The 15,436-nt window shown below is 68.7% G+C and carries 7 protein-coding genes and 1 tRNA gene; 1 reads left to right on the top strand and 7 read right to left on the bottom strand.

Translation table 11 applies throughout. From position 1 onward, the window contains the following. Nucleotides 1–289: 289 nt before the first annotated feature. The 7 genes from NF4_RS28490 to NF4_RS28460 all read right to left on the bottom strand — a co-directional run bounded on the left by NF4_RS28490 (nt 290) and on the right by NF4_RS28460 (nt 5,688). Nucleotides 290–2,071, bottom strand: a complete 1,782-nt coding sequence (locus NF4_RS28490) for a hypothetical protein (RefSeq protein ID WP_063130462.1) — start codon at nt 2,069–2,071, stop codon at nt 290–292. After that, nucleotides 2,068–2,379, bottom strand: a complete 312-nt coding sequence (locus NF4_RS28485; RefSeq protein ID WP_063130461.1) for a hypothetical protein — start codon at nt 2,377–2,379, stop codon at nt 2,068–2,070. The genes NF4_RS28490 and NF4_RS28485 overlap by 4 nt, the downstream gene beginning before the upstream one ends. Before the next feature lie 265 nt (nt 2,380–2,644). Continuing rightward, nucleotides 2,645–2,887 carry a helix-turn-helix domain-containing protein gene (locus NF4_RS28480; RefSeq protein ID WP_232330687.1) on the bottom strand — a complete coding sequence of 81 codons (243 nt, stop codon included), beginning with the start codon at nt 2,885–2,887 and terminating at the stop codon, nt 2,645–2,647. Between the two features lie 329 nt (nt 2,888–3,216). Beyond that, nucleotides 3,217–4,077 (bottom strand): acyl-[acyl-carrier-protein] thioesterase, encoded by an 861-nt coding sequence (locus NF4_RS28475; RefSeq protein ID WP_439956777.1) that lies wholly within the window; start codon nt 4,075–4,077, stop codon nt 3,217–3,219. Nucleotides 4,078–4,174: 97 nt separating this feature from the next. After that, nucleotides 4,175–4,408, bottom strand: coding sequence for a hypothetical protein (locus tag NF4_RS28470; RefSeq protein ID WP_063130458.1), 234 nt, complete (start codon nt 4,406–4,408; stop codon nt 4,175–4,177). Between the two features lie 605 nt (nt 4,409–5,013). Then, nucleotides 5,014–5,283, bottom strand: coding sequence for a hypothetical protein (locus NF4_RS39540; protein WP_157120650.1), 270 nt, complete (start codon nt 5,281–5,283; stop codon nt 5,014–5,016). A gap of 323 nt (nt 5,284–5,606) precedes the next feature. Next, nucleotides 5,607–5,688, bottom strand: a tRNA-Leu gene (locus NF4_RS28460). Nucleotides 5,689–6,076: 388 nt separating this feature from the next. Here NF4_RS28460 and NF4_RS28455 point away from each other — a divergent pair. After that, entirely contained in the window at nt 6,077–15,436 is a 9,360-nt protein-coding gene (locus NF4_RS28455; RefSeq protein WP_063130456.1) for a type I polyketide synthase, read from the top strand.

Below are 15,436 nucleotides of genomic sequence, written 5' to 3'. Positions count from 1 at the left end.
ATACTGCAGCGATCGGCTTATGGATTGCCTTCATGGTTTTCCTTTTCCCTTTGGTTGTGAACTGCATAAAGAAGCTGGTGACACAGCTTCCCCGGCGGGTGAGGAGTTGGCGCTCTTCGCCCGCTTTCTCATTTTCTTGCGGATATCGACCTTTCTTTTCGGAGTGTCCGGTCGCATGAGTAATCAGATCGCTGATCCACTGTGGCGGACCGGTGGGAGGTTCAAGGCGCGACGAACCTACGATTTTTCAGGTCCGTCGTTTTCCGGATTCGAGGTGGAGGGCGGGGGCTTAAGGATGGTTTCCCGTGCTGTGCGCTGCGGCCGGAGTCGGCTGCGGGGGGTGGTCATCTTTCGCGGGCCGGGTGGCCGGGGTGGTGATAAGCCCCCGCAGGCTTCCATAGGAGGTGGTATCCGTGGCGGTGGGGGTGGCCGCCACGGTGGGGTGTGTCGGATCCGGGACCGGTGTGCCGGTGTTCGGGGCAACGGTGGCCGTGGTGTCGGTGTCCGTTGATTCCTCGGAAGCGTTTTCGGGGCCGATGGAGTTGCTGGCCTGGGAGTTCAGGTATTCCTCCAGCGTCGTATCGTCGTCATCCTTGCCGGTGTCCACGCTGTCGGAGGGGTCGTCGCCGGTGTCGGGGGCCGGCGAGTCCGGAGTGGTGTCGTTTTCCTCTTCGAGCAGGTCGGTGTCGTCGGTGCCGAGGTCAGGAGCGCTGGGCTGGTTGTCGGCAGCATCGATGATGGCCGCGGTCGCTTCGCCGGTCGCGGTGATGATCTCGTCGAGGTTGCCGGCGAGACTGCCTACCGCGGTGATCATGTCGGGGATCGAGCCGGTGATGGTGCCGATCGCGGTCACCATGCCGGTGATATCGGCGGGTGTCCACACGCCCGGAGTGCCGGTCGCCGCTGGTGGAGTGGCCGCCGAGTCATCCAAGCCCAGGTCCGCGCCATCCAGGCCCGGATACGAGTCGTCTCCGATCTCCGAGCCTGCCAGGCCCACGCCGTCCTCGTCTCCAGCAGTCCGGGGAGAGTCGGTGTTCGTCGGGTCCTCGGTCACGGCGGGGACGCCGGTATTCGTAGCGGCGCCGAGGCCCGCGGTGTCACTGATCTCGGCCGCCGCCGGGGTGGTGGTGAGAGCGAGGCTGGACGGTGTACCCGGATCTTCGGTGTTTTCCGAGGATGTCCGGGCGGGATTCTGTCCGGCAGCCGGGTCTTCGTTGTCGTCGGCGGTGACCGCTTGGGGCAAACCTGCCGCGGTCACGTAGGCGGGCTGGCCGGCGGTGAGAGCCGTGTCGGCCGACGGTGCACCGCCAGGTGACACGAACGCGGTGGGCTCGATGGCTTCGATCGCGGTGAGCAGCTGGTCGTAGGCGCTGGTCACTGTGGTGTGGGTATCGGAGCACAAGGTCGTGAACCGGGCGGTCTTGGCGTCGATCTCGCTGACGAAGACCTCGTCAAGCCAGCTGCGGCACGTCGCTTCCGGATCCGCGCCCTCCATGTGGTAGCCGGGGAGCTCGGTACGCAGCCGGTCCTGCACTGTGTCGCTGGTATCGCCCTGGCCGCGAGCGATGTCGATGATCCAGTCGACTTGCTGCGGGGTCTTGCCTGCTGCGGTCTCGGCGTTGAACTCGGTCTTCGCCGTGTCGGCTTTGTGGCGTACCGCGTTTTCGATCTGGGTGACCGCGGTGCCGGCGGCAGTGTTCACCGCATGCAGGGTGTCGACGTTGGTGCCGATCCTGAGTCCGGCGTCGGCGAGGAACTGGCGGGCGTTGTCAGCGGCAGGGGAGCCGCTCCAGTGGTTGGGCAGGTCCCCGAATCGTGCGGACTGGGTGGCGGCCTGGTCACCGAGCCGGCCTTCCAGTTCTTCGGCCAGGATCGTAGCGATGCCACGCAGGGATTCCAGGTCTGTGCCGCGCTGCTGGTCGTACTGCGCGGCCAAGGCGAAGTGGTCACCACCTGCGGGGTCGTGACCGGTCCATTCGCGATAGCGCGGAAGGAAGACCTCGAAGTACTGCAGACCCACGGCACCGGTGTCCAGGATGGCATCGACGCTGTCGGGGACTGTGGTTCTCATTCGAACGCCCCCGCCACCGCACCGAGGTTGACCGCGGTCGACTGATCGACTCCGGTGCAGCTGCCCGCACTGGCCTGCAGGGCCGACCCGCAGTCGTGAACGCAATTGGCCCAGCAGAACAAGACACGACGCAGCCCTTCCAACCCGGTGGTCAGGCGTTCGCCGGCCGACTGATAGGTGCGGCCCGCGGCGGTTGTCTCGAATCCGCGCACCGCGTCCGCAATACGCAGAGCGGCGTCGTTGACTGTTCCCGCGGAACCGTGCAGGTCTCCGGCGATGCCCTGCACCGCCGCAACATCCATCAACATCTGAGCCTCCCGTGGTAGCGGCCGTGCGCCGCCGTTTCGCCGACCCGGCGAACCCCCAGTCCTCGAGCGTCTACGCCTCGACTCCTGCTTTGTTACTGGCTTTGACGGCACCTCGACGGGATCGGTTCCCGCGCTTCGGAAAAGTTTTCTGGGAGAGCTGAAACCACTGGATAACGGCTTCTACCGGCAACTCGTCGACCGGTCTCGGAAGCGCCTCGGAAGGTGGATCAACGGTGCCACCGCAGGGCCACGTTCCAGCGAGAGGTCACCGCGCCGCGGGAGCGCGCAGGTAGTTGTAGATGGTCTGGCGGGTGACGCCGAATTCGGCGGCCAGCACCGATTTCGATTCCCCGGCCGCGGCCCGCTCGCACAGCTGGGCGATCTGTTCCGTGCTCAGGGTAGGTGCACGGCCGGTGTAGGCGCCGCGGGCTTTGGCGGCGGCGGTGCCTTCGAGCCAGAGAACCGCCGGCACAGACCGGGCGCCGTGGAACCCGAAAGAAAGGAACACCTCACGATGACACCCGAGATCACCAGCCAACAAAAGGATTCAGCCTGTCTGCTTAGCGTGACTTTTCTCCCGGATGCTCCTCAACCCCCGACTCCCTCCACACCGGTCGCTGTCTCGGGTAGGGAACCGGCCACCGACCGATATCGTCGCATCGGACACCGACAGCCCGTCATCACCGCTGGTCCAGGCAACTTCGTTGTTTTCCGCGCGATTACTGTCGGGACCCCGACACGCCCTGATCCCTTCCAAGCCAAGGGAGTCAAGGTCATCCCTCTCCACCGCACCGCCCCACACGGAACCGACACGCGGCGACTTTCAGGGGCAAGTAGCTAGCGCGGGGTGACGCGGGCGACCACGCGGGACTCCGTACCGACGGCGAACCAGAGATCGAGCGACAAGCCCGTCCGGCGGGAGACGAGCCAGAGGTCGTCACCGGAGCGCACCGGCTTCGTGTACTCGATGACAGTACGGTACGAGCCGGATTGCAATTCGGCGTGACCGGCGAGAACCTCCTCGACAGCACTCAGATACACCGCATTGTTCACATGGTGGAGCAGGTCTATGTCAGCGACCCGGAGAGGGAACGGACGACTCTGGACGCCGGGCTCGTCAGCGGGCGGCATCGGGTCGGTGAGCGCGGCCTTCCAGCGCAGACGGTGCTCGGTCGTCATGGCCAGCATCGGGGCCATGAAACGTTCGCTCATTCGGGCCGGAACGCCGGATTCGGTACCGAAATGGATCAGGAAGGCCTCGGTCTCTATCAATCCGCCTCGGCTTCCACACACCTGGACGCGCATGTTGCACCAGCGGTTGGACAAGGCCGAACACCAGCGGCGCAGGGTGAGCTGTTCACCGATTTCGATGGGTTTGAGCACGTCGATCACCGTCCGGCGAACCACCCACCCGAGATGGGCTTCGCCGTCCTCGACGGCAGCAAGATGCTCGAACCCGATGTCCTGCAGGTAGCGGGCGACACCATCGAGCCGCAGGCGCTGGTCAGGAGCAGTGTCGGCAACACGGACCGGCCACCCGGTCTCGAACAGAGTTCCCTCGCTCGGAGGCTCCGGCAACACACTGGGAATGACCATGAATGAATGATGCCAAATATTTGCTACTGAGAGCGTTGGGGCGCGCCGATTCAAATATCGGCAGTCATAAATAAGATGATTCGATAGCCGGAAATACGCCACAACATCAGAGGAAGCGGCACCGCCGTCGGAGACCGATGCAGTGCTCCTCAATCCCACCGCGGCGCGACGACGAAGCCTCGGGGACCGGGACGTACGGTCAGGTCCGCAGCGCCGCTTCGGTATCCAGCAGCGCGGCGACCTCCGACCAGCCGTCCTCGGAAACGATCCCGAAATGGGAGTAGGGCAATCGGCGCGAGGTGATCCGCGCACCGGCGGCGCGCCAGCCCGACAGCTGGGCGGCGACCCGCTCGGCATCGTCCTCGCCACCGGGATCGGCCGCGTACAGCGCCATCGGCCCGGCATAACTCGGTGCCTCGGAGACGGTGACCATACGCAGCAGTTCACCGGCCGCGCCCCGGATGAGCGCCGCGAGATCCGGGGCGTCGTCGGCATATCAACGCGCACCGGGCGCTATTGGAACTGCTGCGAGGCAACGGGAAAATAGAACCAGGGTTCCCTCGGCTCGCAGCCCGATCCCGGGTGAGATCCGGGCGGGTGCTCGGGTCGAGCCGGAACCGGCCGTCGGGGTGGACATCGGACCAGAACAACGGCAACCCCCGGGTTCCGGTAGCAACCAGGGCGTAGGACTGATGAGGTCACGTATTCAACTGTCGACCCACGCATGCCGTGTCCATAAATCAATCGGATACCGAACATTTCGCCAAAGCGGCATCCGGCGCGACCGGCCCAAAATTCAGCTGGCCGGCCCGGCCGGCGTGGCGGAACGCAGGCTGTCAGGAGGCGGGCTGGACGGTCTATGCTCCGAATGTATGTTCGATGATTGGCCTGATGGGGATCACCCATCTCGGCGAACGTCGGCACGGATATGGCGGGAGTCACTAGGTCTGCAGGTGAAAGGCCCATCTGAGTGAGCAGCAGGCGCGCGGCGGCAATTGTGTCGCTCGTAGCGGCAACCGTATTCGGAACAACCATGGGTCACCGGTCCAGCAGGGCAAGTTGGGCGGCCAGGACCCTGCCCGTCGTGGATGGCGGATGAATCAGGAGTTGTTCGCGACTGCGGCGTCCGGCCGGCGGGACACGCTGGCCGATGAGGAGGCCGACTCGGCGTCGTTGCCGGAACGGGATGCGGAAATAGCGGTCAGCGGTGACTTGGACCGGCCCGTCGGCGGCCTTGCCTACGACCAGGAGGTCATCCAGTGGCTGTATCTCCAGGCGTGTTCCCGGCAGCCAGTCGAGTGCGGTCATCACGTATCGGTCCAGGACTCTGCCGGCCTCGCCGAGCGTTGATATGCCGTACAGGACGTCGTTGGGGATCGGGCTGGTCCCGGCGCCTTCGGTAGTGGGCCGCGAATCAGCTGTTCCAGTGGCGCCTGCGGGGGAATCAGTGGGGGGATCACCGTCGACCCCAATCGTGCCCCGTGCAGGGCCCGGCAGGGTTGGGGATGGTCGATCCTGGCAGATCTGCCAGGAGTTCTTGCAGGTGGGTGTGCATTTCCCAGGTCACCTCCGTGTGTTCGAGTGCGCTCGAACACACGGCACGCAAATGCGGCAAATCTGACGTGAATCTGTGCGCGAGGGGGGACTTGAACCCCCACGTCCGTGGACACCAGAACCTAAATCTGGCGCGTCTGCCAATTTCGCCACTCGCGCTTGGTGGTACGACCGTCCAAACTCTACCGGTCCGTCGGCGGATCGCGAAGACGTGGGTGGGTGTTTTGTACTCGCCGGTAACCCCACCAGGGATTATAACGATTCGGTAACCGGCAATATGAGGAGTGCTCACGTTTCGCGGGGGTAAGGACCGGCCCTCACCAGCGGGTTCAAACATGAGGGAGGTTCATGTTTGCGTCGATTCTGGTACATGGGTGCACGAATACTCCTCGGTAGCCGACGCACGGGCAGGTAAACGTGAGGATTCCCTCATGATTTTGTGCCATTCTCGCTGAGAGCAGGCCGATGGGCGTGGACCGCCCGCGTGCGGACTGGGAGCCGGGGAAGTCTCCGAAGACATGTCGCCACGAGAGAAAGTCGAAGCGTCTTGACGATCAACGAGAGCACTGCGTCCGGGGCCGGACACCGGGTGGACGCCGCCGCAGGCAGGACCGTGACCGAGACGAATCGCACGCCGTTGCTGGACCGGTTGCGTGAAGGAACCCCGTACGCGCTCGCCTTCGGTGGGCAGGGCGCCAGCTGGCTGGGCGAACTGGCCGAGATCGGCCGTGACGCCGCCCTGGAACCCGAACTCACCGCACTGGTCAACGAGGCGGCCGCGCTGCTGGGTCCGGTCGCGGACCAGTTGCTGGTGGTGCGTCCGGTGGGATTCGACCCCGTCGCCTGGATGCTGGAGGACGACCTCGCCGACGATGACACCGACACCTCGGACGCGCCGCCGGAGCGGGTGCTGCGTTCGGCCGCGGTATCGATGCCGGGTGTACTGCTGACCCAGCTCGCCGCGCTGCGGGCACTGCGGCTGCAGGGACTGGACCCGGCCGAGATCACACCGGTCGCGGTGGTCGGCCACTCGCAGGGCCTGCTGGCGGCCGCCGCGGTGCGGGCCGCCGGGGAGCAGGACGCGGAGATCCTCGCCATCGCCCAGCTGGTCGGCGCGGCGGCCGGACTGGTCGCGCGGCGGCGCGGCCTGATGCCGGTGGGGGAGCGGTCCTCGATGGTCGCCGTCTCCAATGTCGACCCCGACGAACTGCGGGCAGTGCTCGCCGAGGTCTCCGCGGGTGTGGACCCGATGGCGGCCGCGGTGCTGTCGATCCGCAACGGCCGGCGCCGCGTGGTGCTGTCCGGTACTCCCGATGAGCTGCGCCGGGTGCAGCAGCGCTGCGCGCAACTGCACGCCGAACAGGACCGTGAGCGGTCGGCCAAACAGCGTGGCGGTGCGGTCTTCGCGCCGGTCTTCGAGGACCTCGACGTCGACGTCGCATTCCACCATCCGGCCCTCGCCGACACCGTCGAACTGGTCGCCGGCTGGGCCGGGCAGTGCGGACTCGATACCGAACTCGCCGGCGAGCTGGCCCGCGACATCCTGGTCGAGCCGGTCGACTGGGTCGCGACCGTGGACGAAGTGGTCGGCACCGGCGCCGAATGGATTCTGGACCTCGGCCCCGGCGACCTGCTCTCCCGTGTCAGCGGTGGTTCGCTGAAGGGCAGCGGTGTCGGCATGATCGCCGCGGCCACCCGGGCCGGTCAGCGCAACCTGCTGACCCCGGGTGCCACGCCGGAGGTCGCGCAGCCGTGGACCGCGTTCGCGCCGCGCCCGGTGCGACTGCCGAACGGGCGCATCGTGGTGGAGACCGCGTTCACCAAGCTCACCGGGCGTTCGCCCATCCTGCTGGCGGGTATGACCCCGACCACGGTGGACGCGAAGATCGTCGCGGCCGCGGCCAACGCCGGGCACTGGGCGGAACTGGCCGGCGGCGGCCAGGTGACCGAGCAGATCTTCGCCGACCGGGTGGCGGAGCTGCAGGAACTGCTGCACCCGGGACGGCAGGTGCAGTTCAACTCGCTGTTTCTGGATCCGTACCTGTGGAAGCTGCAACTGGGCGGTAAACGGCTGGTTCAGCGGTCCCGCGCGGCGGGTGCTCCGTTCGACGGTGTGATTGTGACCGCCGGTATCCCGGAGCTCGAGGAAGCCGTCGCGCTGATCGAGGAACTGACCGAGGCGGGGATCAGTCACGTCGCCTTCAAACCTGGCACGGTTGCGCAGATCCGCGCGGTGCTCCGGATCGCCGATGCCGTGCCGGACTACCCGGTGATCATGCACATCGAGGGCGGTAAGGCCGGTGGGCACCACTCCTGGGAGGACCTGGACGATCTCCTCCTCGAAACCTATGCCGAACTGCGTGCCCACGGAAACGTCGTGGTTTGTGTCGGCGGTGGCATCGGGACCCCGGAGCGGGCCACCGAATACCTGACCGGCGCCTGGTCGGCGCCGCACGGCTACCCGGCCATGCCGCTGGACGGTGTGCTGGTGGGTACCGCGGCGATGGCGACGCTGGAGGCCACCACCGCGCCCGAGGTGAAACAGCTGCTGGTCGATACCCCCGGCACCCCGGATTGGGTGGGCGCGGGCACCGCGAGCGGCGGGATGGCCTCGGGCCGCAGCCAGCTCGGCGCCGATATCCACGAGATCGACAATGCCGCCTCGCGCACCGGTCGCCTGCTCGACGAGGTGGCCGGGGACGCCGAGGCGGTGGCGCAGCGCCGCACCGAGATCATCGAGGCGCTGAACGCGACCGCCAAGCCCTACTTCGGCGATATCGCGGCCATGACCTACCTCGCCTGGCTCGAACGCTACGTGGACCTGGCGATCGGGCAGGAGCGCCGCCAGGACTTCGACTGCGGCACCGATCTCGGTGACGCGATCACCGCGGCGACCCGATCGGTGTGGCTGGACATCAGCTGGCGCGACCGGTTCGCCGAAATGTTGCGCCGCGCCGAGGCCCGGCTCGCCCCGGCCGACCGCGGGGAGATCGACTCCCTGTTCCGCGACGAGGACCTGGAAGACCCCGCCGCCGCGCTCGCCACGCTGCGCGAGCACTACCCGACCGCAGCGCAGAGCCTGCTGCATCCGGCGGATGTGCCGTTCTTCATCACCCTCTGCAAGACGCCGGGTAAACCGGTCAACTTCGTCCCGGTGGTCGATCAGGACGTGCGGCGCTGGTGGCGCTCGGATTCGCTGTGGCAGGCCCATGATCCGCGGTACTCCGCCGATCAGGTCTGCGTGATCCCCGGCACCGTCGCGGTCGCCGGGATCACCCGGGTCGACGAACCCGTGGGTGAACTGCTGGACCGGTTCGAGCAGGATACCGCCTACAAGCTGGTGCGCGACGGCCTGGCGCCGACCGCGGTCGACGCCCGCCGGGTCGCCGCGGTGACCAGCGGACCGATCGATGTGGTGCTGGCCGCGCCGGACGTGAACTGGTCCGGCCGGGCCACCGTCAACCCGGTGCACCGGCTCGGCGACCTGCACGAGTGGACCGTGGACGAGAAAGGCGCGGTGCACCCGCCGACCGGAGCCACCCTGGTCGAGACCGAGGGCCCCGAGGCCGAACACAACTACGTGGAGCTGACCGTCCCGCTGTCCGCCGGACATGTGGTGCGCATCCGCATCACGGTGCCGGTGACCGTGTACAACGGCGGCGCGCCGGTGGTGACCGAAGCCGATGCCGACGCGGCCATGTCCGCGCTGCTCGGAGTGGCCGCCGGACAGGCACTGCCGGAGGTCAAGGGCAATGTCGCGCACCTGAATCTGGCCTGGTCGCCGGATCTGGTCGCCGATCACGCCGGCGTCACCGGCGCCGGGCTGCCGGCGGAGCTGAGCACGCTGGGCCGCACGGTGCCCGATGTGCTGGTGGGTGCCTGCTGGCCGGCCGTGTTCGGGGTGCTGGGCGCGGCGCGGACCGCGGCCGGTACCAGCGTGATCGAGGGCATGCTGGATCTGGTGCATCTCGACCACCGGATCGAGCTGCTGCGCGAGCTTCCCGGCGAGACCAGCATCCTCGTGGTGCGGGCCGAATCCGGGACGGTCGTCGACACCGATCTCGGCCGGGTGGTCGAGGTGGAGGTCACCGTCGGTGAGATGCGGGATCAGGGCCTGGACGTGGTACCGCTGGCCCGTCTGACCGAACGTTTCGCCATCCGCGGCCGCACCGGTGCGGGCGAACTGACCGATCCGCCGCGGGCCGCGGGCACCGTGAGCGCCGACGCCACCGAGACCCCGCGCCGCCGGCGCCGGGACGTCACCATGGTGGCGCCGCGGAGCATGGCCGCCTTCGCCGCGGTCTCCGGTGACCACAACCCCATCCACACCAGCGATGCCGCCGCGAAACTCGCCGGCCTGGGCAGCCCGATCGTGCACGGTATGTGGCTGTCGGCCGCCGCGCAGCACGCGGTATCGGCGGTGGACCCGCAGGCATCGGTGCCGGCGCGCACGCTGACCGCGTGGACCACCCGGTTCCTGGGCATGGTCCGGCCGGGCGCCGATATCGATGTGCGGGTGGAACGGATCGCGGTCGACGGCGGCGACGAGATCGTCGAGGTCTCCTGCCGCGCCGCCGGCGATCTGGTGATGACCGCGACCGGACGCACCGCCGCGCCGAAGACCGTCTACGCGTTCCCGGGCCAGGGCATCCAGCGCAAGGGAATGGGCCTGGACGCGCGGTCGCGGTCCAAGGCCGCCAAGGCCATCTGGGACCGGGCCGACAAGCACACCCGGGAGGCGCTGGGCTTCTCGATCCTGGCCGTGGTGCGGGACAACCCGACCTATCTGAAGGCGCGCGGAGTCGAGCACCGGCACCCGGACGGTGTCCTGCACCTGACCCAGTTCACCCAGGTCGCCATGGCGACCCTCGGTGTCGCCCAGGTCGCGGAACTCCGCGAGGCCGGTGCGTTCGTGGAGGGCGCGCTGCTGGCCGGGCATTCGGTCGGTGAGTACAACGCCCTGGCCGCCGTGGCCGGTGTGCTGCCGCTCGAGGCCGTCCTCGAGGTGGTGTTCCAGCGTGGTTCGGCCATGCACGAGCTGGTGCCGCGGGATGCGCAGGGGCGCAGCGATTACCGGATGGCCGCCATCCGTCCCTCGCAGATCGGACTGCCCGACGACGAGGTGATCGGCTTCGTCTCCGGTGTCGGCGAGCAGGTCGGGGAATTCCTCGAAGTGGTGAACCTGAACCTGCGCGGTTCGCAGTACGCCATCGCGGGTACCGTGGCCGGTCTCGACGCCCTGGAGGCCGAGATCGAGCGCCGCCGGGCGGAATTCGGCGGTAAGCGCGCCTTCATCCTGGTGCCCGGTATCGATGTGCCGTTCCATTCCACGGTGCTGCGCAAGGGTGTGCCGGAATTCCGGGGCAAGCTCGAGCAGCTGCTGCCCGAGGAACTGCAGCCGGAGGTGCTGGTCGGGCGTTATATCCCGAACCTCGTGCCGAAGCCGTTCTCGTTGGAGCGGGAATTCGTCGCCGAGATCGCCGACCTGGTGCCCTCGGAGCCGCTCGCCGCCGTCCTCGCCGATTTCGACTCCTGGTCGCAGCGCCCGAGCGAACTGTGCCGCGTGGTGCTCATCGAACTGCTGGCCTGGCAGTTCGCCAGCCCGGTGCGCTGGATCGAGACCCAGGACCTGCTGTTCGGTCAGCTGGGCGTGGAACGCTTCGTGGAGGTCGGCCTGGGCGCCACCCCGACCGTGGCGAACCTGGCGAGCCAGACCCTGAAGCTGCCCGATTTCGCCACCACCACGGTGGAGGTGCTCAATATCGAGCGCGAGGCGGCGGTGGTGTACTCCACCGATACCGACCCGGCTCCGGTGGACGAGCCCGTGGAGGAGGCCGCCGCGGCGCCCGCCGCCGCGGCCGCTCCGGCCGCCGCTCCGGCCGCCGCTCCTGCCGCCCCCGCGGCTCCGGCCGCGACCGGCGGTCCGCGGCCCGACGACATCGCTTTCACCGCCGCCGACGCCACCCGCGTGCTGATCGCGCTGTGGACCAAGCTCCGGATCGACCAGATCGGCCCGGTCGATACGATCGAGGGCCTCTGCGACGGGGTGTCCTCGCGCCGTAACCAGCTGCTGGTCGACCTCGGGTCGGAACTGTCGCTGGGCGCGATCGACGGTGCCGCCGATGCCGATATGGGCGCGCTGTCGGCGACTGTGGAACGCCTCGCCCGCACCTACAAGCCGTTCGGCTCGGTGCTCGGCGACGCGATCAACGATCATCTGCGCAAGGTGTTCGGGCCGTCCGGTAAGCGGCCGGCCGCGATCGCCGAACGCGTGAAGAAGGTCTGGGAACTGGGTGAGGGCTGGGTCAGCCACATCACCGCCGAGGTCTCCCTCGGTACCCGCGAGGGCACCAGCGTGCGCGGCGGTGACCTGGGCGGCCTGGTCTCCGGGGCGCTCTCCGACGGCGCGTCCGTGGACGCCGCGATCGATGCCGCCGTCCAGGCGGTGGCGGCGCGGCGCGGTGTGGCCGTCGCGCTGCCCGCGGCCGGCGGCTCCGGCGGCGGCACCGTGGATGCGGCGGCCCTGGGCGAGTTCACCGAGCAGATCACCGGCAAGGACGGTGTGCTGGCCTCGGCGGCCCGGCTGGTGCTCGAGCAGCTCGGGCTGAGTGAGCAGACCTCCGCGGCGGAGGCCACCGACGACGGACTCGTCGATCTGGTGTCGGCGGAACTGGGTTCGGACTGGCCGCGGCTGGTCGCCCCGGCGTTCGACGCCCGCAAGGCGGTGCTCATCGACGACCGGTGGGCCACCGCGCGTGAGGATCTGGCCCGGCTGTGGCTGGGCGAGGACTCCGTGACCGCGCAGCTGCCGGTCGCCGGGTTCACCGGTGCCGGTGAAGCGGTTGCCGCGCAGGCCGATTGGTGGCGACAGCGGGCCGTAGGCGAGGCGCGTTCGGTGCTGGCCGGTCACTACGAGCGGATCGCCGAGGCGGCGCGCAACACCACCGAAGCCGGCGTGTGGTCCGACGAGGTCGCGGTGGTCACCGGCGCGAGCAAGGGCTCCATCGCCGCCGCGCTCGCCGGGCGGCTGCTCGGTGGCGGGGCGACCGTGGTGGTCACCACCTCGCGTCTGGACGGCAACCGGCTCGGCTTCTACCGTGACCTCTACCGCGCCAACGCCCGCCACGGTGCGGCGCTGTGGGTGGTCCCGGCGAATATGGCCTCCTACACCGATATCGACGCCCTCATCGAGTGGGTCGGTACCGAGCAGGTCGACAATGCCGGTGGCGCCAAGATCAAGACCAAGGACGCGCTGACCCCCACCCTGTTGCTGCCGTTCGCGGCGCCGCGGGTCTCCGGCTACCTCTCGGACGCGGGTGCCCGCGCCGAAATGGAGATGCGGGTGCTGCTGTGGTCGGTCGAGCGGCTCATCGGCGGGCTGTCCACGCTGGGCGCCGACCACGATGTCGACGCGAAACTGCATGTGGTGCTGCCGGGTTCGCCCAACCGCGGCCTCTTCGGTGGTGACGGCGCCTACGGCGAGGCCAAGGCCGCGCTCGACGCCGTGGTCGCCAGGTGGCGGGCCGAGAAGACGTGGGCGGCCCGGGTCACCCTGGTGCACGCGCTGATCGGCTGGGTCCGGGGCACCGGACTCATGGGCCACAACGACCCGATGGTGGACGCCGTCGAACAGGCCGGGGTGCAGACCTGGTCGACCGACGAGATCGCCGACGAACTGCTGAAGTGGGCGACCGAGCAGGCCCGCGCGGCCGCCGCGGCCGATCCGCAGCAGATCGACCTGACCGGTGGACTGGCCGATGCCGATCTGGACCTGGCGGCGCTGGCCAAGCAGGCGCAGGAAGCCGCGGACGCCGAGGAGGCCGACGAGGAGCAGGCCTCGGACGCGCCGCGGATCTCCGCGTTGCCCGCACCGCCGGCGCTGACCTCCGCGCTGCCCGTCCCCGAATGGGGTGCGGTGACCGCCGATCTCACCGATATGGTCGTCATCGTCGGCGCCGGTGAGCTCGGCCCGTACGGTTCGGCGCGGACCCGGTTCGAGATGGAGGTCTCCGACGAGCTGTCGGCCGGCGGTGTGCTGGAACTGGCCTGGACCACCGGCATGGTGACCTGGGAGAACGATCCCAAACCGGGCTGGTACGACACCGAATCCGGGGACTACGTGCCGGAACACGAACTGGCCGAGCGGTATCACGACGCGGTGGTGCAGCGATGCGGTATCCGCCGCTATGCCGACGACGGTGCCATGGTCGACAACAGCAGCCCGCTGATGACCTCGGTGTTCCTGGACCAGGATCTGTCGTTCACGGTCGGCGGCGAAGCCGAGGCGCGTGCCTTCTACGCGGCCGCTCCCGAGCACACGGTCATCACCCCGGTCGCCGATTCCGGCGACTGGACCGTGACCCGCAAGGCCGGCACCGAGATCCGGGTGCCGCGCCGGGCGAACCTGTCGCGGACCGTGGGCGGCCAGATCCCGACCGGCTGGGACCCCACCGTCTGGGGTATCTCCGCGGATATGGCGTCCTCGATCGACCGGGTGGCGCTGTGGAACATCGCCTGCACCGTCGACGCGTTCGTCGGTTCCGGGTTCAGCCCGTCGGAGTTGATGAGCTGGGTCCACCCGAGCCTGGTGGCCAACACCCAGGGCACCGGTATGGGCGGTATGTCGTCGATGCGTTCGCTCTACGTCGACAACCTGCTCGGCGAACCGCGGCCCAACGACATCCTGCAGGAGGCGCTGCCCAACGTGGCCCTGGCGCATGTCGTGCAGTCCTACGTCGGCAGCTACGGCGCCATGGTGCATCCGGTCGCCGCCTGCGCCACCGCCGCGGTGTCGGTGGAGGAGGGTGTCGACAAGATCAAGCTCGGTAAGGCCGAGGTGGTCGTGGCCGGTGGCTTCGACGATCTGGGTATCGAGGGCATCGTCGGCTTCGGCGATATGTCGGCCACCGCGGATTCGGCGGCCATGAGCGCCAAGGGCATCAGCGACCGCTACTTCTCCCGGGCCAACGACCGGCGTCGCGGCGGGTTCGTGGAATCGCAGGGTGGCGGTACCGTGCTGCTGGCCCGCGGTGACGTGGCGCTGGAACTGGGCCTGCCGGTCCTCGGTGTGGTCGCCTACGCCCAGTCCTACGCCGACGGTGTGCACACCTCGATCCCGGCGCCCGGCCTGGGCGCCCTCGGTGCGGGCCGGGGCGGCCGGGAATCCCGGTTCGCCGCCGAACTGCGCAAACTCGGTGTCGGCCCGGACGATATCGCGGTGGTCTCCAAGCACGACACCTCCACCGCGGCCAACGATCCCAACGAGTCCGAACTGCACGAGCGGCTGGCGGCGGCCATCGGCCGGTCCGACGGGGCGCCGTTGTTCGTGGTCTCGCAGAAGAGCCTCACCGGGCACGCCAAGGGTGGCGCGGCCGCGTTCCAGCTGATCGGCCTGTGCCAGGTGCTGGAAAACGGTGTGGTGCCGCCGAACCGGAGCCTGGACTGCGTCGACGACAAGATGGCGGAATACCCGCATCTGGTCTGGGTGCGCGAGGCACTGCGCTTCGGTGACCGGTTCCCGCTCAAGGCGGGTCTGGTGACCTCGCTCGGCTTCGGGCATGTGTCCGGTCTGCTGGCGGTCGTACACCCGGAGGCGTTCGTCCAGGCGATCGAACCGGCCCGGCGGGCGGAGTACCAGCGCCGGGCGCAGGAACGCCTACTGGCGGGCCGGCAGCGGATCGTCGAGGCGATGTGCGGTGGGGCGGCGCTCTACGAGCGTCCGGCCGACCGGCGTCTCGGCGGTGACGGCACCCCGGCGGCGAAGATCCGCGGTCTCGAGGCCGAGGTGCTGCTGTCCGAGGACGCGCGGCTCGGTACCGGCGGGGTCTACCAGGTCGATGGAGCCGGTTGCGAGACCGGACGGTTCGTCGGTGGCGGTTCCGGTGCCGACGTCGCCGGTACACCGTAG

The organism is Nocardia fusca NBRC 14340, assembly GCF_001618425.1.
Classification (GTDB): domain Bacteria; phylum Actinomycetota; class Actinomycetes; order Mycobacteriales; family Mycobacteriaceae; genus Nocardia; species Nocardia fusca.
This window is presented reverse-complemented; position numbering and strand designations above follow the sequence as displayed.